We start from the raw sequence: 23,187 nt of genomic DNA on the forward strand, positions 1-23,187 counted from the left end.
ATGTACGGACTGCGGCTGTAGTTCGTCATTGCAGCTTTCCGAGCCACAGCGCAGCGAGCGTCGAGCGATTTCGTACGCCGAACTTGCCGTAGATCGACTTGACGTGGAAGTGCGTGGTGTTCGGACTTTGATCGAGCCTCTGTGCGATCTCCTTTTCCATGTGCCCATCGAGCAGTGCGAGCAACACCCGGCGTTCAGCGGGTGTCAGGGGCGCGTTGGCGATGAGCAGACCATGGCTGAGCAATTGTTGACGGTGAAACCATCTCAACCCGCGCATCACGAGGCCCAGACGCTGGCCGTCCTGCGCCGAGAAGCGGGGTGCCTGCGCATCGCGAAATACGAAAAAGCGAATCCTCACGTCTTGATTGAGCGCAACGCGTACGGAAATGCTGTCGGCGAAGCCGACGTCCAAATAGTGCCGCCGATAGTGCTCGCCGTCGAACCATTCCGGCGGCAGCGTTTCGAACAGCAGGCGGACACGGAACGGCTCATCTCCCGACATGGAAAGGATCTGAGACAGGTCGACGTGGTCAGACCAGAGCGTATCGTACTGCTTTTGCACCGATGCTGCCACCGCCGGTATCGGATCCAGCACCCGGACGAGGCGCGGACGCCAGCCGAGCAAGGGATCGGCTCGCTTCGGCGAAGGCAATCGCACGACCACACCCCATAGTACATTGCGTGCCGACAACATGGTGCGCAGCGCGGACATCAGGTGTGTCAGCGCGGCGTCGGCGTCGCCGACTGAGAAGTCGGCCATTTGATCCCAGAGTGCGTAGATTTCTTGTTTTTGCGGATCGGTAGGATCCGTGGAGAGATGCATGTCATTTCCCAACCGTGTGCAGGTCGCCGACCTGCGCAGGCATACATAAAGGACGTCGAACCACCTTTCTAGGTAGTTTTCAGACTCATCAAGTGGCGCGATTGTTCGGCACGGTTGCTGGGATATTTTTCAGGGGAAGCTGCAATGAAGAACTTCGGATTGTCCACGATTCCAGCATTGGCGCTGGGTATCGCAATGACTTTGGCGGGCGTGACCGAAGGAAGGGCAAGCACAATCACGCAAATTGTTGATTTGACGCGCACCAGTTACCGAGCCCCTAATCCTAATGGTGTCGGTAGCACGGCGTTTTCTCAGTTTGATTCGGCTCTCGGAACGCTGACCAGCGTAACATTCGGACTTCCGGTGGACGGTTGGTATCCTTCATCGGGCGGTTGGCTTCCTTATCTATCTTTCATTTACAAAGGCCCCACTGTCGCCGGTAGCAGCGTCGATCCGCGCTATAATTTGTATTCGGGAGACTTCCAGATAGTGGGAACTCCCTACAATCCAATTCCACAGTCCACCAACTCCGGAACCACAACGAGTTTTAATTTCAAAAATACTTCTGACAGCGATCTGGCTTACTATATCGGACTGGGGACGCTGACACTCACCTACTCCGACAACCGCGAGACTGTCGCGGACTTTTGGAATATCAACGTATTTTGCCCTTTGCAGAACTGCACAACTGCCCCCTCTCATCCGGAGATGGCGATTACGTACACCTATACGGAGGCAGTCGCCGCCGTCCCCGAAACGTCCACTTGGGCCATGATGATCCTGGGTTTTGCTGGCGTCGGCTTCATGAGGTATCGCTGGAAGAGCCTGCCTTCGTTTCGAGTAGTCTGATTCCAGCCTTTTCAGGGCCCCAAGAGGCCGCCTCAGTGGGCGGCCTCTTTCATTTGTCGATGTCGTTCCATGTCGCCTTCTGGCCCGAACCAGACCAAGCCGGCCAGCCTGTCGATGTCCGTTGATCGGGGTTGACCGGAAGTCGCTGTGGTCCGGTCAAACCGACGCGAATGATGTGGTGGACGACGCCCGCTCCCGGCATCGAATGTGCCAAAGGGTGATTGTTCAACAACGAATCACCGGAGGGGGGTCGTCCACATGCAGGTTAGCACCATCGGCGTTGATCTCGCCAAGAACGTGTTCCAAATGCACGGCGTGGATAGTGCGGGCAAGGTCGTCATCACTCGTCAGTTGCGGCGCAAGCAGGTCATCATTCTTTAGCAAGATTCCCCCTTGCCTGGTCGGCATGGAAGCCTGCGGAACCGCTCATCATTGGGCGCGTGAAGTCTCTAAGCTCGGTCACACCGTGCGCCTGATGCCGTCGAGCTACGTGAAGGGCTATGTCAAACGGTCGAAAAACGATGCTGCCGACGCAGCCGCCATCTGTGAGGCCGTGACACGCCCATCGATGCGGTTCGTGCCGATCAAGTCGGCCGATCAGCAAGCCTTGCTGATGTTGCATCGAACGCGGGATCTTTTAATCCGTCAGCGCACGCAGCTGATCAATGCGCTCCGAGCCCATCTTGCCGAGTTCGGCCTCGTTGCGGCGACGGGACGCGAAGGTCTCGCGCAGCTTGCCGCGATCATCACGGACGAGATTAATCGCGAAGCTCTTCCATCTGCGATGAAACAGGCATTGCAGGCCCTTGTCGATCAACTCGCTGCTCTGGAATTGCAGATCGGGACCCTGGATCGCGCCATTCACGCCCATCATCGTGCCAATGATATGAGCTGTCGCCTCGAGACCGTGCCCGGGATAGGCGTGATCGGGGCCACGGCCATCGCTTCCACTGTCACAGACCCGAGTGACTTCAAATCCGGTCGGGATTTTGCAGCATGGATCGGACTTGTTCCGCGGCAGCACTCGACGGGGGGCAAGGAGCGGCTCGGCGGCATCTCCAAGCAGGGAGATCGCTATCTCCGACGGTTGCTCGTCATCGGTGCAACAGCCGTTGTTCGACACGCCCGGCAGCAGCCGCAAAAGCACCCCTGGATCATCAGGCTGCTGGCCAAGAAGCCGGCCAAGCTCGTCGCCGTTGCCGTTGCCAACAAGATGGCGCGCATCGCTTGGGCGATCATGGCCAAGGGAGGATACTATCGAGCGCCGGAGCTTGCTGCAGCCGCCTGAAGAGGCTTGGCAATGGGAGCCAGAGGCGACGGCGGAGCAAGACAACCGAATTGCGAGGGTGATGATGGCGTGATGCGAAACGGTCGAGCCGTCGATTGGGACAACCCGCTTCTGGGTCATGGGCGTCAAAGCCCGTGCGAATGATTGGGACCCGATCCGCGGACTACATCAGGGCCAGCGGTCATGGTGCCGCGCAAACAGGCCGGACACATGACTTGTACCCGACCGCAAGCCGAACGTCAGATTCTTCTTGCAACGCGGGCGTCGTCCACACATGACCCAGAGCCGACATGGAGCAACCCGCGCACCTGATACCTCCGCACGCAGGCACGATAAAAAGATCTGACGGCGGGGGTGAAGCGGGCAAAAGAAGTTTTTCTCATGAATGTGCGGTCATACGCGTCAGCAGCAAAAAGGCCCGGCACACATTACGTTGCCGAGCCATTCCTTTTGCCTCGAAGACAGAGCTTACTTCTTCTTGGTCGTCGTGGAAGAACCGGTCGTTGTCTGATGGCCCGGCGCGTATTCAGAGGCGCCCGGTCCGGTAGATTTCGCTCCGGTCTTCTTGGCGGCCTTCATCTTGTGGCCCGGTGTATATTCCGAAGCGCCCGGACCCGTGGAGGGCTTGCCGGTTTCCTGTGCTTTCTGCATCTGCTGGCCGGGAGCGCTCTTCGTGGTCGGCGACTGCGCGAACGCAGACGAAGCGAACAGTATGGTGCCGGCGACGATCAAGAATTTCTTTAACATGTGATTCCTCCTCCATTGGTGGATGAGCGCAGTCAACGTTTCAAGAACTCCACACGTTCCAGTAAAAGGGGAATAGTTTCCTGAACAGCCGTTCAGGTAGGCGTCGAAGCCATATGCGAGAACCGGTTGGGCGCGCCGGCGCGATGGTACGCGACAAGTAATGATTGCCGCCGCCAGTCATCCACGCCATCGCGGCGGTCGTATCGAGCCTGGATGGAGCGGCAGTAGCGACAAAGACGTGATTGACTAGCGCGCCCAACTTCCGATCTTGGCCCAAGGACTAAACCGCTCGCGCGGTAGGCCGCTTCCTCATCCACGTCCTGCCGCACGGCTTCCACCGCATCCGCCACTACGCCTGTTGGCCAGCGGCACGCGCGCCGACAACATCGCCCGAGCGCGTGAGTTGCTCGCCGTTTCAAACTCCCAGGCCGAGCCCACCGCTGCCGCCGCCGAACCCGGCAAGCCGATTTGTCCATGCTGCGGCGGTCGCATGATCATCATCGAGGTCTTCGCGTGCGGTGCAACGCCACGGCATCGGCCGACAGCTCCAACGAACCGCATCAGGATCGACACCTCATGACCGCGTCACACCCCCGCAAATCTGATCGTCGCACTAGCTGCCTCTCGACCGGCCACGGTAGAACGCGCTCAAATATCCAGTCGTCATCTCAAATCGTCCGACACTTCACTGCGGTCGACGCGACCCGCCGCTCATCCCACAGCCGTTTCACCGTCCACCGGCTTGCTGGAGCGCCTCGACTCCATTCACACACCTCATCCGCGGCACTCAAATTCCCATAGTTCTCGCCGCGCTACCCACGTGCCCCTCCCGCGGTTTCCTCCCTTGGAGGTTTGCGGACGCCGGCCCCGTGCCCGCAGCACCACCGTCATGGGGCCGGCATCCGAAAACCTTCACATAAGCCGACATGGGTCGAATCGAGCTGAGCTCAGCCCGAGACTGCGCGTCAGCCGACTACCATGGTCTTCAGACAAGGGACGCGAGATCCGGTGCGGTGCCGCCCCTTTGAAACATCAAAAGGTCCAGCGAAGGGGGTTCGGTGCCGGTGACGATTGAAAGACACGCGTGGCAGTGCCCGCGATGATGAGTCTGGTGGTTGAACAAGTGCGATAGGATGTCGGCAAGGATTTGCTCCTGCGGCGAGCCTGACGTCGTTCGATAGGCGACCTTTGCGGCAAGTTGCGCATTGTTGTATTGCTCAACGACCGAGATCAGCCGCGCATCTTCGGCCAGCCGCGCTTTGGTTAGATCCGCCCGATTGTCGTAGAGGATTGCGTTGAGTTGATTCGGATGCTCGCCCTGGCCGGTCAACCGCTTCAGCCAGATTCGATCCGTCAGTAGCAAGTGGTTAAGTGTGCCATGCAGGCTATCGAAGAAAACGCCCGTCGGCCGCCGATAGGCCTCCTCCGACAATCCGAGCGCGGCAGCGTAAAGGCGGGCGTTGGCCCAACGATTGTAGGCGGCGAGTTGTTGAAAATGACCTTTCATCATAATTTCTGTCATCGCATTGATCTCCGGTGGGGTCCAATAGCAACACGGGCTGTGATGAATCGTTCAAGCATCGGTTATCAGGAACAGGTGACAAGCACGGAGCGCCTTGGAGCGAGATGAGGTCCGTTGTGGGTCATTCGCGTCGGTTTGGCCGGACCACGGCGACTTCCGGTCTACCCCGGTGAACGGACATTCTCAGGATAGGCGGGCATGTCTCAAAGGTGCCATAAGCAAGCGTGCATGACTTATGCTTAAGAGCAAACGTTAGGCTCGAGGCTCCAACTGATCCGCATTGAAAATATGCAGCATCCCCGCGAATTCTGGATGATCAGCTTCGACCACATAGCGCACTGCACCAGCTTGGGTCGTGAAAACTGAAACTATAACACCCGGATAGGCGTAACCCGTCCGCTTCTTCACCAAATCGCCGACCTTTAATGACTGGGACATTTATTCCTCGTATAGCCGCGAATAGCAGTAGCGATAATCTCCGTCTAAGACGCAAATAGCACATCGTGCAATGAGTACGAGCATCAAAAGTCCGCGTTGGGTCGTTCGCGTCGATTTTGGCATGTCCCCAGCGTGTCCGGTTAGGGGTTAATCTCGGAAATGCCGATTGTCCGATTTTGCCAGGTGAAGGCATCGGTTCGGACGTGATTCAAGCGCTCAAATCGGGGCCTCGAATCATGCGGTATGAACTGACGGACTTTGAATGGGTTGTCATCAGGCCGCTCCTTCCGAACAGGCCGCGTGGCATTCCCCGTGTTGACGGCCGGCGCCTCGCATCAATCCGAATTCGGTTGCGCGCTAATGGGTCCGCGCCCTGGTTGCAGCTTCATCGTCGATGCGGAAGGTCAGCTTGCCGCCGCGTCGCGAACGCGCAGGCACGCGCGCCCCGTACCCTGGGAGCGTTCCTGCCGCGGGCTTGATGAATCGATATCTCCGCGCCGCCATTCGCGGACCACGAAGGGGCGTCCATTTCCACCCTCCAGCGAGACCAGCGCCTCCCGTATGAAGCGCGTGCCATCCGTGGCGCTGATATCCGCGCGGATGGTGATGCTGCCGCCCAAGGGCATTCCCCGCCTGGAGGCCACCTGCTTCGGCTGGACATTGAGCAATCGAAGCATGGCGGGAGAGGCAGCTTCCATGTCCGGCTCCGGCCGCCCCGAGCGAACCGTGACGTGGCGAAGCGCTGCCCGAAACAACCGGGGCGACATGCCGTCGAGCTGGTCCAGTTGCATCACGGTGGTGAAGCGTGCCTCCGCGGGCCCTGCGGCTGGTGTGCTCTGTGCCTTGGGTTTGCGGAATTCGATGATCTGCGCGGCGATGCGGGTGCCTGTCGACTGATCGCCCGTGAGCGCGGTGAAGAAACGCGTCAACGCGGTTGGGCTCGCCGTGTTCAGGTCGATTTTTCCGGTCTCTTCCTCGAGCGTGATCGTGGCGCGTTCGCCGCCGGGCAATCGGCACCGTAACGGAAAATTAACGGCTTGGTCGGGCGCTGCAGTCAGCGCCGTGGCAATCGCCAGGTTGATGGCGCTCTCTGCCGCCATCTCGGCTGCGGTCACCGAGGCGTAGTTCGAGGATGTCTTGGTGCGGTAACGCGCACCGACGATGACAGCCATTCCAAGCAGCGTAATCAGGCCCAAAGTCCAGATCACGGCGACCAATGCGAAGCCCGATTGTCTGGCGCTGGAGCGGGGCAAAGAAGGGCAGTCCGGCCGGTCGGGGACGGGAAATCGGTTCGATCGAGCCTTTGGCCGGTTTGCCACGTCAGGAAGCCTTGCTGGGCCGACCAGGCGGCCTGACCTCGCGTCTCCCCAATATTTACGCAGGAATGGCAAACAAAGCGTCAAACAGCTTGTGTTAATCAAAACCCCCTAGAATCGTGCCGACGCAGACCCCGCGAGACCGCCGAGCGCGCGAATGTCATTCGATATCCAGCAATTGTTGCGCCCGGCCGCGCTACCAAGCCGGGGAACGGAATTGCCGAGGCCAAGGGACGCCGGCTTCGCGCAGGCGTTTTCCGACCTTCTGATCGGCAAGGACCTGGTCGATCCCGCCGCCGTCGGCCGGGCCCGGCGGGCCGCCGAAGCGGCTTCCGAGCGTTTCGATCTCGTGCTGGTCAAGCTCGGCCTGATTTCCGAGGCCGACCTCTGTCTGGCCTACGCGACCTATTGCGGTCTGCCGCTGATCGAACCTGTGGATCTCCCGGCCCGGCCCGTTCTGGCGGATCGGTTGCAGTTCTCTTTCCTCAAGACCAATCGGATCCTGCCGATCTCGTTCGACGGCAGGCGCCTGCTGATCGCAACCGCGGATCCCTTTGTTGACGAGTCCGTAAAAGCCATCAGCTACATGCTCGATGTGCGCGTCGATCTCGCCGTGATTGCTCCGGCGGAAATCGAGCGCGCCTTGCGGACGCTGTATCAGGACGCGGCGTCCGAGACGCAACCCGAGGAAACCGACGACCTCGCGATATCAGGCAATGACGGCAGCGAATTCGACGTCGAGCGCCTGCGCGATATCGCCAACGAAGCGCCGGTCATCCGGCTGGTGAATCAGATCATTGCGAGAGCCGTCGAGCGTGGCGCGTCCGACGTGCACATCGAACCCGGACGCGATGCCGTCGCCGTTCGTTTCCGCGTCGACGGATTTTTGCAGCAGGAGCGCCTCGTGCCCGCGACGCTGCGGGCAGCACTGACCACGCGCGTGAAGATCATGGCCAAGCTCGACATCGCCGAGCGGCGGTTGCCACAGGACGGCCGCATCAAGACCGTGGTGCGCGGCGTCGAGATCGACATCCGTGTCTCGACCTTGCCGACGGTGTTCGGCGAAAGCGTCGTGATGAGAATCCTCGACCGGACCCGGGTGGAGCTGGACTTCACCAAGCTTGGGCTCGACGGCAAAACGCAAGCATGCCTCCAGCGCCTGATGGCGCTTCCGAACGGCATCATCCTGGTCACCGGCCCGACCGGCAGCGGCAAGACGACGACGCTCTACACTGCTTTGAAGGATCTCAATCGACCCGAACTGAAGCTGTTCACCGTGGAAGATCCGATCGAATATCAGCTCTCCGGGATCAACCAGATCCAGGTCCAGCCGCAGATCGGCCTCGACTTCCCCACGGCGCTTCGCTCGATCCTGCGCCAGGACCCGGATATCGTCATGATCGGCGAAATCCGCGACCTCGAAACTGCGCGCATCGCCATCCAGGCGGCGCTGACCGGCCATCTGGTGTTCTCGACCTTGCACACCAACAGCGCGATTGCCGCGATCACGCGCCTGATCGACATCGGGCTGGAACGTTACCTTCTCGCCTCGACGATCGCGGGCGTGATGGCACAGCGTCTGGTCAGAAAGCTTTGTCCCGCCTGCGCGCGACCGCACAGCAACGATGAGCGGGCGCATGGCAAGCTCAAGATGGCGATCGCAGGCAATCCGCGAATGGATTGGTCGCACAGCCGGGAGCCGGTTGGCTGCGAGGCGTGTGGCAACACCGGCTATAGCGGCCGCACCACGATATCAGAGCTGCTGGTCATCGATGACAGCGTCCGCGAGGCAATCGGACGAAGAAGCCAGGACCAGCGCACGGTCGAGCAGCTTGCGCGCGAAGCAGGCTTTCACACACTCTACGAGGATGGCCTGATGAAAGTCGGGGCCGGCGAGACTTCTCTCGAAGAAGTCCTTCGCGTCACCCGCGCGTCCTAAAGCGAGCACCGAGCCCTTGGCAATTTTTCACTACAAGGCATACACGGAACGAGGCGCGGTCACCGTAGGGACGATCGTTGCCGAAGGTCTCGACGCGGCCGTCGACGCGCTCTACGGCTCGGGGCTGACGCCGTTCGAAACCTACGGCGTGGCCGACCGGACGGCGGAACGCTCGGGCCAGCCATCCGCTCCGGCGCGCGAAGCGGAAACGTCAGTCTGGAAACGCGAGCTCGTTCAATCGAACCGCTTCAGCCTGAAGGAACTGATGGCCTTCACGGTTGAGCTGGCTTCGCTGACCAATTCCGGGCTGACGCTCGATACCGCGTTCCGGATCATCGCTGGTCCAGGCGCCGCGCCGAAAACCGCGCGTCTCGCCAACGGCCTTCTCAAGGACGTGCTGGCCGGACTGCAGCTTTCGGAAGCGATGGCGCAACGACCGGACGTGTTTCCATCGGACTACCGGGCCATTCTGGCTGCCGGCGAAGCCGGAGGGGTGACCGGGCAGGTTCTCAAGCAGATCGCCGAATTGCTGGCGCGCCGGCTCGAGATTCGCAACAAGATTGCGTCGGCGCTCGTCTATCCCATGATCCTGATCCTCATGTCGCTGGTATCGGTCGTGGTCATTGTGTTCGTGCTGATACCCAGCATCTCGCCGATCTTCGTCGATGCCGGCCTTCCGCTTCCGGGCATCCTGCATTTCTTCGAGGAGGTTCAGGACAATTGGCTGATGGTCCTGTTGGGGGTCGCTCTTTGCGGCGCAGCGGTTTTCCTGTTGTGGGGCAAGGCGAAGCAAAATCCGGAAGTTATGCTCGGTGCCGATCGTTTGAAATGCTCGGCGCCGGTGATTGGCGGGCTCATTCGTAGCCGCGAAGCCGGCGGCTTTGCGCGGGCACTCGGCACGCTGCTGGTCGCAAGGGTGCCGTTGATGTCTGCGATGCAAACCGCGCGGGCGCTCGTCACCAACCGGCACCTGAATGCGCTCTATGAGGGTGCCATCAAGCGTGTTCCCGAAGGCACGCCGCTGCACCGCGCCTTTGAAGGGGACGGCCTGTTGCCGCCGGCATCGCTTCGTCTTGTGGCCGTCGGAGAGGAATCCGGTCAGCTCGGTCCCATGCTCATTCAGGTGGCCAGCGTGATCGAGGCCGACCTGCAGCGGCGCATCGAGCGCATGGTCGGCCTGCTGACGCCGGCTTTGACGCTTATCATCGGCGGAAGCATCGGTGGGCTCATCATGCACGTGATGAGCGCCGTGCTGTCGATCAACAATCTCGCGTTTCAATGAAACGCCCCGCACGATCATCAGCCGGGTTCACGCTGGCCGAACTGCTGGTGGTCATCGGGATCATCGGGCTTGTCCTTGCCGGCACGCTGTCCGCCAAACCGAAGGCGGTGGCCACGCGTGTCGCCGTCACGGTCCGTTCCGTCACGGCGACGCTTCAGCTCGCTCGTGCGCAGGCGATGTCGAGCAATGCCGAAACGCTGTTCCGGATCGACGTCGAGAAAGGCCGGTTCGGCTTGCCGAATTCCATGCACGCGCTGCCGCGTGGAATGACGGCTGCGGTGGTTATTGCCGAGACCGAGCGCGCCGGCGATTTGGGCGGAATTCGATTCTATCCGGACGGCCAGTCTTCCGGAGGCGAGATCGCGCTGACGCTGGAGGGGCGGTCGGCGCGCATCGCCGTCAACTGGCTGACCGGCGAACCACGGCTGATCCAATGATGGGCGCGCGATCCAGGCGAGTGACTATCAGGTGCGATGGCGAGCGCGGTTTTGCGCTGCTCGAAATCCTCGTTGCCTTCGTCATCTTGGCGCTGGGGCTCGGCGCGATATCGACGGGCGTGGTGGTGGCGATGCGTTCCGATGCGCGCACGCAGGTCAATCGCACCGCGCTCAGGGTCGCGCAGTCGCGTCTCGAAGCCGCCGGCATTTCCGAGGCGCTTGCGCCGGGCTACCGGGAAGGCTTGATCGCGAATAAATTCCGATGGCGGCAGACCGTCACGGAACTTCGTCTCGCCAACGACACACGCCAGCCGCAGGGTGGCCGGCCGGCGCCTTCGAGTGGCGCCTTGAAGTCGTTCTGGGTTGAAATAGCCGTCGAGGCGCCGGACGGCACCGGCATCAAGCTCGCGGCGTTGAAGCTTGCGACGGAGGCGAAGCAATGACGCGCGCAGTCCGCAACCGGCTGATCGCCCGCGTTGCTGCGCGTCGGAGGGGCGAGCAGGGGCTGACGCTGATCGAGCTGCTCTTGTCGCTCGCCATCCTGGCGATCCTGACGGGCTTTCTGGCCGGCGGATTGTCGATGAGCCGGCGGGCATTTGCCGCCGATCGCGCAAGCGAGATCGGGAGTGAGACCAGTGCCGCGATCCAGACCGTCGCCGCGCTGGTGGGGTCGGCGCTCCCGGTCCGATTTGACGGGGCGGGCCCAAAAGACGCCATTGGATTCGACGGTCGCGGCGAGGCGATCGCCTTCGTGGGGTTGAGCGAGGGTCGGTCGCTGCGAGGCGGGCCGCACAGAATCGTCTTGCGGCGGAGTGGCGGCGATATCGTCGCTGATTTCGTGCCGCTCAACGGGGCGCGCTCGAAGGAGAATCCCGAACCAGCCGTAACCCGGGTCGTGGTGCTTAGCGGCGTACGTGAAATCCGTATTGGGTATTTCGGCACCGTCGATGCCAAGGTCAAGCCGGCTTGGCGCGCCGATTGGGTTCGCGCCGAGCGGCTGCCGGATCTGGTCTCGATCCGGATCGAATTTGAGGACGAGCGGCGTAACGAGCCCGCCACCGTGGTGGCGCTGCGCCAGGGCTAGCGCATGATGAGATCAGGTTGGGCCGTGACGACAGACCATCTCGGCCCCGGATGCAAGCGGCCTCGGTGCTGCGAGCCGGGGACCATTCTACTTTGCATGGGGTTGTTTTCGCGATTTTGTATCTGGGGCCTGCCGTGTACCGCCGAAGTTTCGGATAATCGCGTCCAAACAAGACGGTAAACGAGTGATCAAACCCGGTTAAAGCACGGACTGAGGGCCGCCGGGCACTTCACGCAGCTGGTGAACGGCGGCTCGTTACTCTTGTTAAAGAATTAGTAAATAGGCTTTCCCTCGTTCGAATCGAACGCCTCGATCCGCAAGTGACGATCATGCCTGTCGCCGATCTTCCAGCCCGCGCCGGTGGCCTCCACGTCCTCATGGCGTGGGGCAAGGGCTTTGCGCAATGGTGGCTGTCGGGCCTGCGCGAGGCCGCTCCTGCACGCTGGCGCAAATGGGCCGAGGGCGAGGCGAGGCCGCAGGTCACGCTTTGGCGGGATGGCGACAGCGTCACATGCCGCCTGGTGTCTGCCACGGGTCCAGCGGAAATCCGGATTCCATTTTCTCACTTCAACGCGGCCGCACTCGAACAGTGGCTCACCGAGCAGGGCGTGTCGCGGGAAGCGACGACCGTGGCGCCGGTGATTTCGCGCGAGCTTTTCTTTCTGCGCGAGTTGAGCGTGCCCAGGGCGGCCTTTGGCGCCCTGCCCAAGATTCTTGACCAGGACATATTGCGGCGAACGCCCTTCCAGCTTTCGGATATCTGGCATGCCGCTACCGCTATGGGCCAGGAATCGGACGGCGTCGTGCCGATGTGTCACTGGATCGTCCGGCGTGATCGTGCAGAGGCGGCTTTATCGGAGCTCGGTCTGGCGTCGCGGGATGTCGACTGTTTGGCGGTGGCAGACGCCGGCGGCGAGGCGGTGCCCGTCATCATTTTCCGCGCCGCCAGTGACGAAGATCCGGCGTGGGCGTTACGGGCGGTTCGGCTGCTGGCAGCCGCTGCGCTCGGCGCCGTCCTGCTTGGCCTGGTCGTGTTCGAATGGCGCCAGTCAAGCGTTGCCGCCGCGCTGGAGACGGCAGTTGCTGAGGCCCGGCTATCAGCTCAAAGCGGTCGGGACGGTCTGGATCCCGCGGCGCGTCTGTTCGCGATGAAGGCCGACACCGGCATCCTTGCCGTGTGGGATGAGCTGTCGCGTATTCTGCCCGAACATACTTTTCTGACAGAGACCCGCATCGCCGACGGCACGATAACGCTATCGGGGTTTTCGGCGGATGCCGCGCGCCTGGTTCGCATCATCGACCAGTCTGCGCTGTTTTCGGGCGCGACCCTGACTTCGGCGATTACGCCGGATGCGAACGAGCGCAAGGATCGCTTCAGCATCGTGTTCAAGCTGCGTGGCGCGCGTGCGGCGACCGCAAGATCCCGGGCCGCGCCATGATTCAGAATCTGAAATTGGCGCGCGGGACGCCTTTCCTGGCCTTCAATGCTGCCGCGATACTCTTTGTCGTCATCTTCTTGCTTGCACCGATCATGGCGCATTTTGCCGCGAGGGGCGAAGACATTTCGGACAATGCAGCGCAGCTTGCGCATTTCCAGAATGTCATGCGCACGGCAAAGAAGTCGGCCGGCAGCCTCGGGAGGTCCGGCGATCCTTTCCTTCCCGGCAGTGAAGAGCGCGTCGCCAGCGCCGACCTGCAGGCCAGCCTGAAGTCGATGGCGGCGAATGCCGGCGTCAACCTGCTCGCTATTCGCGGGTTGCAGGGCGGGCGGTCCCAGCCATTGCACATGATTGCCGTCAGCGTAGAGCTCGAAGGGCCGCTGAAGGCCATCAGGGACATGGTCTTTGCGATCGAGAACCAGACGCCGCTGTTGTTCGTCCCCTCGGCCTCGTTCCGCAGCCTGGCGGACGGGGAGGACGGTCCGATCAGGGCGGAGCTCAGGGTTCAGGGAGCTATCCGCAACGGTCCGCAGCCTTCCGGAAGGGAGGCGGCCATGGGCGGCGGGCAAGCTGGATCGGCCCCGGCGGAGCGGATGCCATGACGTCATTGGCGCAAATTGTCCAGCTTCGGCTGTCGGGCATGGCCGGTTCACCGCGGCAATTCGTAGCCGCCAGGCTTGCCGCCATGCTCGGGCGGACCGACCTGCCCAGCCGGAGCGAATTGGCGGCGCTGCGGCCTGCGACACGCGTTCTCATCCTGGGCTTTGCGGCCTGGATCGGGCTGGTCGGCGCGATGACACTAAGCGCGGTGATTTCGCTTGAGCTTTCGACGGTCACGGCCCCGGCCTGGTTTGGCAGCCGCGGCCCGGTCGCCAAGGCCTCCGAAGCGCGCGCTGCCGCGGGCTTTGAGAATATCGTGCAGCGTCCGCTGTTCTCACGTAACCGGCACGGTTTTGTTGCGGCCGAGCCGGTCGCTGCGCCGCCCCCGACGATGGCGACGTTGGATTCGGGAATAACCCTCAAAGGGGTGTTCATGAGTGACGGGGTGGCGAAAGCGTTCCTGATCACGACTCAAAGTCCGCTGGGCGTATGGGTTCAGGTCAATGGGCAAATCGACGGCTGGCGCGTCGCCGCGGTGACCCCCGAGCACGTGGTGTTGGAGGGGCAGGGCGAAAAGCTGACCGTTCCCCTTCATGCAAGCGGGAGATGATGCGCTCGCTCCGCAAGACCGGTGACCGTACCGGCCGCTTTTTCAGCGAAGCGCTGGCATGGCGCTCGCCAGGGCAGCCATACGTTGTTGTGGCGTGGGCCTTGATAGCCGGCGCGGTCTGGTTCGCAATCGGCCTTGCAGGCGATCCCGGCTGGGCGCTGCCCGCCATTGCAGGCTGCTACCTCGTCGTCCTGTTGGCCGCTGTTTGCGCCATTGACGGCCGCTACGGGATCATTCCGGACAGCATGGTCCTGGCGCTGGCCGCCGGCGGAGCGTTACTGGCCTATCTGTGGGCCCCGGCGGACTTCTGGTGGCGCGGATTTGAGGCTGCCCTGGTCTTTGCTGCCGCGTCCCTGTTCCGCGCCGGCTATCGCTGGCTGCGGGGCTATGACGGCCTGGGTTTCGGCGACGTCAAGTTCGTCGCGGCGGGCACCCTTTGGATCGGCGCGGAAGGAATTCCCGGCCTGCTGTTGATCGCTGTGGTCTCCGCCCTGGTCAGTCTGCTGATACTGAGAGCGCAAGGACATGACCTGCACGGCAAGCAGGCGATCTCATTTGGGCCGCACCTTGCCGTTGGCCTTTGGTGGGTCTGGGTTTTGGGGCCGCAGGTGGTTTAGAGTCGGGCAACAGAAAGCCGCCCGAAGGCGGCCTTTCGCTTCATTGGTGAAGATGGAGTCAGACAGCTGGCACGGCCGGCCTTGATTTCCGGCGATAGGCCATGAAGCCGATACCGCCGAAGCCAAGAATCAACATCGCCCAGGTCGACGGCTCGGGCACGGCGTTGACCTGGATCGACACGTCGCCGAGTTGCCGGTCGTCCGAGCCGAAGAGCTTGAGATCGAAAGTGTAGATGCCGGAGGCGTTGGGATTGAAATTGATCGGGCCTCCCAGAAAAGCGAAAGCGAGATTTTCGCTGTTCTGATAGAGCGGGCCGCCGATCGGGGTATTGTCTAGTATTAGCTGCGGATTGAACGCCAATACCCCTCCGGGCCCGGTAATCGTCAGTAACGAGTGGGTGCCCAGCAGCGAACCGGGATTGACCGAGAACTCGAAATTCCACAACGCCTTGCCGGATGAGTTGCCCGCCGGCGCGATGTAAAGATTTCCGGTCGGCGTGATCGGTCCGCCCCCGGGCCCTCGAATAGAGGCACGCAATCCGAGTTCGACCCCGTCAGCCTCAGTGTCGACCGCGAAATGGCCGTTGCTCGTGCCGGTCCCTTGGGTCCAGCCCGAGGCTAGATCCTGATTAAGCGTGACGACGGCCGACGCACTACTGACAAAGGAGGTCAGCGCAAGCGCGGTCCCCAGACCGATTAAACCCAGCGATGAAAACCGCATGATTCCTCCCCCATTTATTATTGGTTGTATTTTCTTTAAACACGCTCCTTTAATTCGAGTCAATCTTCGATTGGGGATAACTGCGCGTTACGTGAACCCGATGAGCCACCCCATCGCTCGTTTGGAGTTGGGACTTTGAAATCGAGTACGCCGAATCCGACGGGCGTGCGGCATCGAGCGAGCTCATATTCCCTAACAATTTGCCGAATAACATTACTGCTTTGCATTGCAGCATATTGAAATACGGAACACTCGCGCTTTTAAATCACTGTTCGTCAAACGAAGATGGCAGCTAGAATCAGGTCATGATTGGGGGCCGTCATGAAGCTGGGCGAACTTGAGCGAATGTCCGTCGACGATCTGTGGAAGCTGCATCTGGCGGTTGGCGAGGCCTTGGCCGTAAAAATGGCGGCAGAGAAAGATGTTCTTGAAGGGCGTTTGAAGCGGCTCAAAGCCAAGCCGAATCTTGAAAGACGAATTGCCAAGTCGGAGCGCCGGGGGTACCCGCCCGTCTTCCCGAAATATCGCAATCCCGATGATCCTTCGGAAACGTGGGCTGGACGCGGCAGGCAGCCACGGTGGCTTGCGGAGCAACTAAGGTCGGGGAAGAAGGTGGACGATTTTAGGATTGAGATGGCCGCGGAATAGCTTCGTCGCAGGGCCACCTGCCCACTAACCAAGGGCCGCCCGGAGACGGCCTTTGGTGGGATGTCTGAAAACCTGGGCCATGCGCTGGACAGGCCCCGCCTGCTTTCCGACGGTAAGCCAAGAAGCCGACGCCAGCGAAGCCCAAGATCATCGTGGCCGTCAGAGATTCTCGCGTTTCGAAGTTTTAGCGGATTTGTTAGCCTAACGGGCCGATATCTTCTCTACGATCATACGAGGCTGAAATGAGATTCATGATTGCGGCGCTCGCCTTATTGTCGATGGACGGAGTCACGTTGGCCGATAACAACTCCAGTCGATTTAAGATCGACAATGGCCGGGTTATTCTTGCGCAGAGCTATTGCCGAATTTGTTCTGATAGCGCCACGGCTTGTCGCCTCGCCTGCAACGGCGCGGGGACATGCATTCAAGCATGCGATGACAGGCTGAGAGAGTGTCGTGAGAAAAATTGCGGATTACGGTATAGGTAGGACGCGACGAAGTATCCCGCGGGCGAAGACATCGACTGGCGTCACTTTTGCGAGAATTGGTCAGCGCTGATTCTTCTTCTCTCTCTGAAGTACTGGACTGTCCTGGCGAACATGATTCCAGCGGCTCCACCGACAATCTTCTCCAGCGCATCGATCAATGTGCCATGTCGGTCCGGCGTCATGGTCTGCAAGATCTCCAGTAGCGCCGCGGCACCGAACACGATGCAGCAAACAAGAATCAGACGTCGCGGATAGGCGAAGCCAAAGAGGGCACCGAGGACCGCAAACGCGATGACGTGTTCAAAATGAGCGTAGGTCTGCATGGCCGGCTGCATCAGAAACGGCGAGAGCTTGAAATAGATCGAATAAACAAAGCCGACATGCGTCAGCGTGGCATAGGCGATCGCGATGACCGCGATCCATGCCGCAGCAATGGCAAGATGGGTGATACGTCTCTTCATCTTGGGGTTTTGCACTGGTCCAGAACTTCTTTCGAGGCAATAGGATCCTTAACCTTACCTCAGACCCGACATGGCAGGGGACTTGTCGGGCATTCCCCGCAAGCGCCGGGGGTAAACTTTCCAATAAGGGAAACTATCGATTGCGGGCCGATCGCTTAGGCGAAGTCCAACGGATTTTCGATAAGATTGCCGAAAGACAAAATCAAGCAGGCAAAAATCAACCAGGGATGGGTGGGTCGGGTGTTTGCGGATCGGCGAAAGAGCGAACGTCGCTCCTGTCACGGGGCGGCCAAGATTCAGTTTGGGGCCGGCTCTCTGCCGCGCGATTGCACGATCACGGACATATCTGATGGCGGTGTGCGGATTATCGCTGAAAATCTCGATGTGCCCGAGGAGTTCACGCTGATTCTTGCAGGCGGTCGCCCGCGCCTGTGCCGGCTGGCATGGCGCATCGGATGCGAGTTCGGCGCCCAGTTCATCGACCATCTGGCCACGGCTCCGTCGCAGCATTCCAGTCCGCGGGGCAGCGCGAGGACACCGGAATATGCGTAAGGCACATTCAGCGCTGTTGGCGCTTTCCCTGGCGCTTGTGATCGTCCCTGAGATCGCAGCGGCAGGCGGCGCGTTTGTCGTTGCTCCGGGATTTCGCGGGTTTGCCTATGCGGGCGGGTATGGTTACGCGCGCCTCTACGGTCATCCATTTGACGATGGCTATGATTTTCCGTTCGGCTATGGCGAGTATGCCGAGTACGGTCCATGGGCTTACCGCCGCGATGCCGCCTGCTATGCGCTGCGTCGGGTATGGACCGGCAGGGGCTGGCGGCAAAGAGCGGTCAGGATTTGCGATTGAGCGCAGGATGTGATCGGGCGGCGATGCCGCCCGTCTGCGGGCGCCCAGACTAGAAGTCAAACGCCCAGGCGAGGCTATGCAGAAGCAGCCACGACCAGCCGACCATGGCTGCGGCAATGGCAAACAGGTAGGTGAACCTGGCAACGCGTGAACGCATGATGTTACTTCGAGACGAGCCGGTTGACAGCGACCGGCGCCCGTAGCGCGGCCTGGGTCCGGAAGACGGCCTGGCGCAGCCTCACCACTTCCGCGTAACGGTGGCTCAGTGACTTCTCGGTCGGCAATTCCCTGATATTTTTTGGTTTGTTCAAGCGCTGGCGTTTCACGTAATACCCCCGCAGTCCATACAATCAATTTGGCCGAATACGGTAACTCAAAAACAACCATAGTTTCCTACGCGCCGTTCGCAACGCAACTCGCGCGTTAAGCTTGATACCCGCGCAAAACGTTAAATCAGGAACTTCGCTCTGGCGCTTGCGTGATGCTCTGCCAATCCCGGATGGCTGAACCGTCGCCGCCGGCTCGCAGAAGGCAGTAGGATCGCTGAACGGATGCTGAACGATCAACCCTAGAGCCTTTTCCGTTCCGATAGAATCGGAACGGGGCTCTAGATTTTTGTTTTGACGCGTTTTCTTAACGCGAACCGGTTTCCACTTCGCTGGAAAACGCTCTAACGCGCGGCGCATTCCAAACTGCTTATCTGGACGATGCCGCCGGTGCCCCGCCGGCGCTCTTGTGCCATGGCCAGGTCGAAAGGATGCGCTCGGCGTCGGCTTCGAGAAGCTTTCGCTTCGCGATAACTTCTTCCTTCACAAGCCGGAGTGTCTTCGTCCTGATAGAAGAAATCGGAGCAGCGTGAATTGTAGTCATTTGCAAGTGTGTTAAAGGCGCGGATGTCTTCGGGCCCCCGGACCTGTTGCTTGACCACGCGCAGCCGCTCTCCCTGAAAATGACAATAACGAACATATTCTCGCGAAAAGCGTTGGCCGTTGCCGACCGGGGGAAGCAGCTCGGGCTCCGTTTTCGGCTGAGGCGGATTAGGTGCCGAGGCGACGGAGGACGCCGCTCCAAAGTCGAAGGTCCAATACGCCCCCAGAAGGCCAAGCATGGCCAGCAGCGCGGCAGCCGCGAGCATGCCCTTTTTGACGTGACGGAAGCGGCTGCTTCCTTCGGGTACCGTGAGATCCCGGTCTGGTTCGATAGCCTTCGACGCGGCGCGCTGCATATCGCGCAGTATTTCTCCGACTTCGGCGAGCCGCGCGGCCGTATCCGGAATTGATCCGAAAGCGTCGAGCGCGTGATCCAGGACCTGCTGCGCCCTGAGGTAATGGTGCTGGTTGCTCAGATCGCCGAGCAGGCCAAATATGCGATCGGGGGCGACGTTCATCTCCGGATTGCTGACCCCCTCCTGCGCGTCCAGCACTAGCAGGGGTTCGCAGAGGAAGGCCCAGCGATGCAGCGCGTCGGCTAATTCCTCAATCGAGGATGGATCGTCCGGTCGTTGTTTCAGCGATTGGCAGGCATCCTCGACCTGCTGTTCAGCTTTGGAGCGCACCTCCCCAATGGCGCGCCGGTAGACTGCCAGCAGGAGAGAATGCGTTTGGATGAGCGGCCGGTCACGCGTTGCGAGGATCTGGTGAGTGGATTCCAGCAGCGGCTCTGCGGCGCTTCCAACCGGATCGTAGGCCTCGATCACGGCCACGCAATGGGCGTTAAGCAGATCGTTCAAGCCATCCCTTACGCTCGCCAAAGAGGGCGGGGGCCAACCGGCTCGTTGCCGGAGCGCCTGCAGGGCCCGATAGATTTCCATGACGTCGATGGAATTGTGCGCGTCAATCAAGGCCAGGAGCAGTTCGCTCGACGCGCCGCGGCGAGCTGCGTAACGTGCAATGAAATTGGTCTTCGAGGTCGGTGCAAGCTGAACCGACGCTTGCAGTATGTCTTCGTCGGAAGCGTCGGCAGATAGTTCGGTGAAAAAGAGTTCGACGCGATCGGGCGTGCCGTCGAGGGGATAGGAGAGCTCGCTGGGCAGGCGCCGGACCGGGTCCAGGAGATTTGCACGGGCCTCCGCCAGGCTCGTCTCCGGCGCGATCCGCCTCTCTTGTGCGCGCGCGAGCGCGGCATCCATCTCCGAGGCCGTTGCGCCAGGATCGATTCCCAGCAGGCGGAATGGCTGGGCTAACGGATCAAGTCCGGAAGGCGAGGCATTGTTGGCTGAGTTGATTGCCATATCCTGGATACCGACGTGCTCTCCGCGGACCTCCCTTAGAACAGAGTGCCTATGTCGAACCGTTTGTCGAGATGGTTGATCGATCAGCCACGTCGAAGTCGTTACGGAGCCGCACACCGATGTCATGCACCCGGGAACACCAAAGCTCCCGATCAATGCGGGGACCGGCTTCCGGCCGTATCGTCAGCATGGCGTTCCACGGATTTGACCCGTAGACCGTAACGACAAATCCGCGATTGGGGCAACCGTCGATGATGCGTAGCGACTTCATGATGAGGCCTGCGATTTCATCCGGCTTACGGACCTGTTTGCTGCCCGTACCGGTAGGCAGGGCTGGCTGAATGTCCGGATCGGGCTGCTTGCCGGCTGGAAGCGGGGGAGGCAGGCTGTCGCTGCCGGTCCTGGATGCGGCGGACGAAACCGCGGGGGCGGCCTCTGCAGACGATTCGGCAGAAGGGCCCTCTTCAGCAATTCTTTTCGGTATCGCCGCAATCTTCTGAGCAAATTCTACCAGGCTTCGATCAATCGCTTCGTCGGTGGACATAAATAATCCCGGAGCGGGTTTGAAAATCAGGAGGTCAAGGCCGGATTCTTGACGTCGGTCACCTTAAAGCCCTTCAAAAATACGCTGTGCCGAATTGAATCGGAAAGGTGCTGCGGAGGTGTGGTGTCTTCCTTTCCGGTAAGAAGAACCCGCAATCGCCAAAGCGAGAGGCCCGCGATTCTGCAAATGTCGACCATGGCGGCGTAGAACGCGCCATAGTTCTTCAGGAAGTGCCGCCTGCGCGCTTCCAGGAGATAGGATGGCAACCGCTTCGGCTTGCTGTTCACGCCGGTCGACTGACCGACGAGGTGGACCACGCGGCTTGCCGGAACGTACCAGGTCGGCCATCCCCGCTTTTTGGCGTTGAAGCAATAGTCGATGTCGTCGAAATAGGTGAAATAGCCTTCGTCGAGCAATCCCGTCGCTTCCACCGTCTCACGCCGGATGATCATGCTGGCGCCGGAAACCCAATCCGTCTCGAAGGCATGATCGACCACGGGCGGGGCCACCACCCAGCGGCTCAGCAGCTTGCTGACCAATCCAAGTTTCAGGCTGCCCTCGAATTCTCCCAGCGGCGATTGAAAGCGGAACGCGGATCGTTGCGGCGTGCCGTCGGGCTCTTCGAGCCGGCTGCCGGCGATGCCGACTTTCGGATTGTTGTCCATGAAGTCGACGAGGGCCTTGAATGCGTTCGGCCGGACGATCGTATCGGAATTGAGCAACAGAAAATATTCGGGCTTGTCAGTCGATTCCAGAGCGGGCCGCAGGATCGCATTATTGCCGCCGGTAAAACCGAGATTTACGTCGAGCGCCTTGAGCGTACACCAGGATGACCAGCCATTGTCGTCGATCGCTCGCCGGATAACTTCGGTGGAACCATCTCCGGACCCGTTCTCGCAGATCGCGACATGGATGCCGGGGACGCTGGCGATCTCCTTTGCGACCGAATGCAGGCAATCAATCGCAAGATCGGTGACGCGGTAATTAACGATAACGACGAGCAATTTCACGGCATGAGACCAGTTGGTGCAAACAATTGGGGATCATTAGTCTTGCGGATCAGAAAAGAAAAGGCGTCTTTGGGGCCCTTGTTTAATGCATTGGGATAAACGTTTGTGGTTACAGACCTTGGCGGCAAGCGCTCGAAGCCGGTGCGCCCTAATAAGCAAATTGCGCGTTAACCATCCGAGGGGATTGGCGGGGGTGGAGAGGTGGGGTAGGGTCCGGAACCATGAGCGCAACGCTTAGATTGAAGTCGGCCCTCGTCGCCTCGCCCTTCGAAGGCGTCGCGAAATCGCTCCAATGGGCGGCCGGCCTCCGATTCCGCTCCTCACATCCCGAACTGGCCGAACTGTTTCTCGAAGAAAAGCGCCTGCCTGAAGTCCTCCGACGCCTGCTCACCAAGTCCTCCAACGTCCTTGATATCGGCTGCCACCTGGGATCGTTCTTGAGCCTCGCGAGGCGGGTTGCACCCGCCGGACATCACATCGCGATCGAGGCGTCTCCGACGAAAGCTGCGTGGCTAGCGCGCAAATTCCCTGACGTTCAGGTCAAACAGGTTGCTGTTTCGGATCACACCGGAAAAGCAACGTTTGAGGAGAACATCAGAAACCCTGGCTTCAGTCGCCTCCAGGATAGTCACCCCTCCACTGATCCGGTTAATCGCTACGAGGTCACCGTAACGACTCTGGACGCCCTCGATATTCAGCATCGCGTTGACTTCGTGAAGATTGATATTGAAGGCGCCGAGCTGGCGGCGTTCCGGGGCGGGGCAGCTTTCATCGCAGCCAACCGACCGAAGATCCTGTTCGAATGCGGCGCCGATGCCAACGCCGGCCTTGATCGTAGAGCCCTGTTCGATCATGTCACAGAAGAGATGGCTTACGATATCTTCACATTCGGTGACTTCCTGCACAACAAAGGCCCGCTCGGTTTCGATGAATTCCGAAAATGCGGGGTTTACCCGTTCCGAGCCTTCAATTTTGTGGCTTTGCCCAGGATCTAATTACGGCGTCGCCGTCAGTCGCTTCCGGCGCAGGCGCTGGTTAAACAGCAACATCGCGTCTAACTGTGGGCTCGGCGCGGAGTACAGATAATCGTACTTGTTCCACTGATTGGATGGCCCGAACAGAAGTAATTCTGACGGGAACTCGCCCACAGCGGCGCACCGTTGGAAAGCCTCGCGTACCGTACAAGATGCCTTCGGCCGCCTTCGCCGCATTTTGGAACTGGTTCAAAATTTGCGAACCAGTGT

At 60.5% G+C, this 23,187-nt stretch carries 22 protein-coding genes and 6 pseudogenes; 17 read left to right on the forward strand and 11 right to left on the reverse strand.

Features of this window, described 5'->3' with window-relative positions; all coding sequences use genetic code 11:
* Positions 1–25 precede the first annotated feature (25 nt).
* On the reverse strand, positions 26–835 hold the full coding sequence (locus V1294_RS13255; RefSeq protein ID WP_334497621.1) for a helix-turn-helix transcriptional regulator: 810 nt from the start codon (positions 833–835) through the stop codon (positions 26–28).
* A 729-nt stretch (positions 836–1,564) separates the two neighbouring features.
* Between V1294_RS13255 and V1294_RS37970 the strand changes: the two are divergent.
* Positions 1,565–1,672, forward strand: a pseudogene (locus tag V1294_RS37970) (PEPxxWA-CTERM sorting domain-containing protein); the annotation flags it as partial.
* 258 nt (positions 1,673–1,930) lie between these two features.
* A pseudogene (locus V1294_RS13265) lies at positions 1,931–2,960 on the forward strand (IS110 family transposase).
* 468 nt (positions 2,961–3,428) lie between these two features.
* Here V1294_RS13265 and V1294_RS13270 read toward each other — a convergent pair.
* On the reverse strand, positions 3,429–3,707 hold the full coding sequence (locus V1294_RS13270) for a hypothetical protein (protein ID WP_334367013.1): 279 nt from the start codon (positions 3,705–3,707) through the stop codon (positions 3,429–3,431).
* 284 nt (positions 3,708–3,991) lie between these two features.
* On the opposite strand from V1294_RS13270, the pseudogene V1294_RS37975 reads away from it, so the two are divergent.
* Positions 3,992–4,287: pseudogene (locus V1294_RS37975) on the forward strand (transposase); the annotation flags it as partial.
* A gap of 405 nt (positions 4,288–4,692) precedes the next feature.
* On the opposite strand, the gene V1294_RS13280 reads toward V1294_RS37975, so the two are convergent.
* Complete coding sequence (locus V1294_RS13280; protein ID WP_334483340.1) at positions 4,693–5,229, reverse strand: DinB family protein; 537 nt, start codon at positions 5,227–5,229, stop codon at positions 4,693–4,695.
* 252 nt (positions 5,230–5,481) lie between these two features.
* The gene (locus V1294_RS13285; RefSeq protein ID WP_156438732.1) at positions 5,482–5,667 is read right to left on the reverse strand and encodes a hypothetical protein; all 186 of its coding nucleotides are present in this window, start codon (positions 5,665–5,667) and stop codon (positions 5,482–5,484) included.
* A 236-nt stretch (positions 5,668–5,903) separates the two neighbouring features.
* Here V1294_RS13285 and V1294_RS13290 point away from each other — a divergent pair.
* Positions 5,904–5,997 (forward strand): annotated as a pseudogene (locus V1294_RS13290) (IS5/IS1182 family transposase); the annotation flags it as partial.
* Between the two features lie 74 nt (positions 5,998–6,071).
* On the opposite strand, the gene V1294_RS13295 reads toward V1294_RS13290, so the two are convergent.
* A complete protein-coding gene (locus V1294_RS13295) occupies positions 6,072–6,782 on the reverse strand; it encodes a hypothetical protein (RefSeq protein ID WP_334497625.1) in 711 nt (236 codons plus the stop codon).
* 358 nt (positions 6,783–7,140) lie between these two features.
* On the opposite strand from V1294_RS13295, the gene V1294_RS13300 reads away from it, so the two are divergent.
* The 9 genes from V1294_RS13300 (at position 7,141) to V1294_RS13340 (ending at position 14,991) form a co-directional block, all read left to right on the forward strand.
* Positions 7,141–8,922 (forward strand): GspE/PulE family protein, encoded by a 1,782-nt coding sequence (locus V1294_RS13300; RefSeq protein ID WP_334497627.1) that lies wholly within the window; start codon positions 7,141–7,143, stop codon positions 8,920–8,922.
* Positions 8,923–8,938: 16 nt separating this feature from the next.
* Positions 8,939–10,204 (forward strand): type II secretion system F family protein, encoded by a 1,266-nt coding sequence (locus V1294_RS13305; protein WP_334497629.1) that lies wholly within the window; start codon positions 8,939–8,941, stop codon positions 10,202–10,204.
* Complete coding sequence (locus V1294_RS13310; RefSeq protein WP_334497631.1) at positions 10,201–10,641, forward strand: GspH/FimT family pseudopilin; 441 nt, start codon at positions 10,201–10,203, stop codon at positions 10,639–10,641. The genes V1294_RS13305 and V1294_RS13310 overlap by 4 nt, the downstream gene beginning before the upstream one ends.
* A gap of 20 nt (positions 10,642–10,661) precedes the next feature.
* On the forward strand, positions 10,662–11,084 hold the full coding sequence (locus tag V1294_RS13315) for a type IV pilus modification PilV family protein (RefSeq protein WP_334497633.1): 423 nt from the start codon (positions 10,662–10,664) through the stop codon (positions 11,082–11,084).
* Complete coding sequence (locus V1294_RS13320) at positions 11,081–11,725, forward strand: prepilin-type N-terminal cleavage/methylation domain-containing protein (RefSeq protein ID WP_334497635.1); 645 nt, start codon at positions 11,081–11,083, stop codon at positions 11,723–11,725. The genes V1294_RS13315 and V1294_RS13320 overlap by 4 nt, the downstream gene beginning before the upstream one ends.
* Before the next feature lie 329 nt (positions 11,726–12,054).
* On the forward strand, positions 12,055–13,164 hold the full coding sequence (locus V1294_RS13325) for a PilN domain-containing protein (RefSeq protein WP_334504630.1): 1,110 nt from the start codon (positions 12,055–12,057) through the stop codon (positions 13,162–13,164).
* On the forward strand, positions 13,161–13,766 hold the full coding sequence (gene gspM / locus V1294_RS13330) for a type II secretion system protein GspM (RefSeq protein WP_334497637.1): 606 nt from the start codon (positions 13,161–13,163) through the stop codon (positions 13,764–13,766). The genes V1294_RS13325 and gspM overlap by 4 nt, the downstream gene beginning before the upstream one ends.
* Positions 13,763–14,374, forward strand: a complete 612-nt coding sequence (locus V1294_RS13335) for a hypothetical protein (RefSeq protein WP_334497639.1) — start codon at positions 13,763–13,765, stop codon at positions 14,372–14,374. The genes gspM and V1294_RS13335 overlap by 4 nt, the downstream gene beginning before the upstream one ends.
* On the forward strand, positions 14,374–14,991 hold the full coding sequence (locus V1294_RS13340) for an A24 family peptidase (protein WP_334497641.1): 618 nt from the start codon (positions 14,374–14,376) through the stop codon (positions 14,989–14,991). The genes V1294_RS13335 and V1294_RS13340 overlap by 1 nt, the downstream gene beginning before the upstream one ends.
* A 58-nt stretch (positions 14,992–15,049) precedes the next feature.
* On the opposite strand, the pseudogene V1294_RS37980 reads toward V1294_RS13340, so the two are convergent.
* Positions 15,050–15,154 (reverse strand): annotated as a pseudogene (locus V1294_RS37980) (PEPxxWA-CTERM sorting domain-containing protein); the annotation flags it as partial.
* A gap of 879 nt (positions 15,155–16,033) precedes the next feature.
* Here V1294_RS37980 and V1294_RS13350 point away from each other — a divergent pair.
* A complete protein-coding gene (locus V1294_RS13350) occupies positions 16,034–16,360 on the forward strand; it encodes an H-NS histone family protein (protein ID WP_334497645.1) in 327 nt (108 codons plus the stop codon).
* A gap of 529 nt (positions 16,361–16,889) precedes the next feature.
* On the opposite strand, the gene V1294_RS13355 is transcribed toward V1294_RS13350, so the two are convergent.
* A complete protein-coding gene (locus V1294_RS13355) occupies positions 16,890–17,324 on the reverse strand; it encodes a VanZ family protein (RefSeq protein ID WP_334497647.1) in 435 nt (144 codons plus the stop codon).
* A 225-nt stretch (positions 17,325–17,549) separates the two neighbouring features.
* On the opposite strand from V1294_RS13355, the pseudogene V1294_RS13360 reads away from it, so the two are divergent.
* Together V1294_RS13360 and V1294_RS13365 are read left to right on the forward strand one after the other, a co-directional pair.
* Positions 17,550–17,792 (forward strand): annotated as a pseudogene (locus V1294_RS13360) (PilZ domain-containing protein); the annotation flags it as partial.
* A 61-nt stretch (positions 17,793–17,853) separates the two neighbouring features.
* Complete coding sequence (locus tag V1294_RS13365; protein WP_334497649.1) at positions 17,854–18,159, forward strand: hypothetical protein; 306 nt, start codon at positions 17,854–17,856, stop codon at positions 18,157–18,159.
* A 161-nt stretch (positions 18,160–18,320) separates the two neighbouring features.
* Here V1294_RS13365 and V1294_RS13370 read toward each other — a convergent pair whose 3' ends face one another.
* The 4 genes from V1294_RS13370 to V1294_RS13385 form a co-directional block, all read right to left on the reverse strand.
* On the reverse strand, positions 18,321–18,470 hold the full coding sequence (locus tag V1294_RS13370) for a hypothetical protein (RefSeq protein WP_334497651.1): 150 nt from the start codon (positions 18,468–18,470) through the stop codon (positions 18,321–18,323).
* 359 nt (positions 18,471–18,829) lie between these two features.
* Positions 18,830–20,389 carry a hypothetical protein gene (locus V1294_RS13375; RefSeq protein WP_334497653.1) on the reverse strand — a complete coding sequence of 520 codons (1,560 nt, stop codon included), beginning with the start codon at positions 20,387–20,389 and terminating at the stop codon, positions 18,830–18,832.
* A gap of 49 nt (positions 20,390–20,438) precedes the next feature.
* The gene (locus tag V1294_RS13380) at positions 20,439–20,933 is read right to left on the reverse strand and encodes a hypothetical protein (protein ID WP_334497655.1); all 495 of its coding nucleotides are present in this window, start codon (positions 20,931–20,933) and stop codon (positions 20,439–20,441) included.
* Between the two features lie 26 nt (positions 20,934–20,959).
* A complete protein-coding gene (locus V1294_RS13385) occupies positions 20,960–21,943 on the reverse strand; it encodes a glycosyltransferase family 2 protein (protein WP_334497657.1) in 984 nt (327 codons plus the stop codon).
* Positions 21,944–22,164: 221 nt separating this feature from the next.
* On the opposite strand from V1294_RS13385, the gene V1294_RS13390 reads away from it, so the two are divergent.
* On the forward strand, positions 22,165–22,938 hold the full coding sequence (locus tag V1294_RS13390) for an FkbM family methyltransferase (protein ID WP_334497659.1): 774 nt from the start codon (positions 22,165–22,167) through the stop codon (positions 22,936–22,938).
* Positions 22,939–23,187 lie beyond the last annotated feature (249 nt).

The sequence above is a fragment of the Bradyrhizobium sp. AZCC 1678 genome (genome assembly GCF_036924765.1).
Lineage (GTDB): Bacteria > Pseudomonadota > Alphaproteobacteria > Rhizobiales > Xanthobacteraceae > Bradyrhizobium > Bradyrhizobium algeriense.

What these genes read in the sequence shown, in the direction of transcription:
- V1294_RS13380 (WP_334497655.1), bottom strand. Translation starts at nt 20,933, where the DNA reads ATGTCCACCGACGAAGCGATTGATCGAAGCCTGGTAGAATTTGCTCAG.
- V1294_RS13280 (WP_334483340.1), bottom strand. Translation starts at nt 5,229, where the DNA reads ATGACAGAAATTATGATGAAAGGTCATTTTCAACAACTCGCCGCCTAC.
- V1294_RS13325 (WP_334504630.1), top strand. Translation starts at nt 12,055, where the DNA reads ATGCCTGTCGCCGATCTTCCAGCCCGCGCCGGTGGCCTCCACGTCCTC.
- V1294_RS13285 (WP_156438732.1), bottom strand. Translation starts at nt 5,667, where the DNA reads ATGTCCCAGTCATTAAAGGTCGGCGATTTGGTGAAGAAGCGGACGGGT.
- V1294_RS13350 (WP_334497645.1), top strand. Translation starts at nt 16,034, where the DNA reads ATGAAGCTGGGCGAACTTGAGCGAATGTCCGTCGACGATCTGTGGAAG.
- V1294_RS13300 (WP_334497627.1), top strand. Translation starts at nt 7,141, where the DNA reads ATGTCATTCGATATCCAGCAATTGTTGCGCCCGGCCGCGCTACCAAGC.
- V1294_RS13365 (WP_334497649.1), top strand. Translation starts at nt 17,854, where the DNA reads ATGCGTAAGGCACATTCAGCGCTGTTGGCGCTTTCCCTGGCGCTTGTG.
- V1294_RS13340 (WP_334497641.1), top strand. Translation starts at nt 14,374, where the DNA reads ATGCGCTCGCTCCGCAAGACCGGTGACCGTACCGGCCGCTTTTTCAGC.
- V1294_RS13335 (WP_334497639.1), top strand. Translation starts at nt 13,763, where the DNA reads ATGACGTCATTGGCGCAAATTGTCCAGCTTCGGCTGTCGGGCATGGCC.
- V1294_RS13390 (WP_334497659.1), top strand. Translation starts at nt 22,165, where the DNA reads ATGAGCGCAACGCTTAGATTGAAGTCGGCCCTCGTCGCCTCGCCCTTC.
- V1294_RS13320 (WP_334497635.1), top strand. Translation starts at nt 11,081, where the DNA reads ATGACGCGCGCAGTCCGCAACCGGCTGATCGCCCGCGTTGCTGCGCGT.
- V1294_RS13375 (WP_334497653.1), bottom strand. Translation starts at nt 20,389, where the DNA reads ATGGCAATCAACTCAGCCAACAATGCCTCGCCTTCCGGACTTGATCCG.
- V1294_RS13270 (WP_334367013.1), bottom strand. Translation starts at nt 3,707, where the DNA reads ATGTTAAAGAAATTCTTGATCGTCGCCGGCACCATACTGTTCGCTTCG.
- gspM (WP_334497637.1), top strand. Translation starts at nt 13,161, where the DNA reads ATGATTCAGAATCTGAAATTGGCGCGCGGGACGCCTTTCCTGGCCTTC.
- V1294_RS13310 (WP_334497631.1), top strand. Translation starts at nt 10,201, where the DNA reads ATGAAACGCCCCGCACGATCATCAGCCGGGTTCACGCTGGCCGAACTG.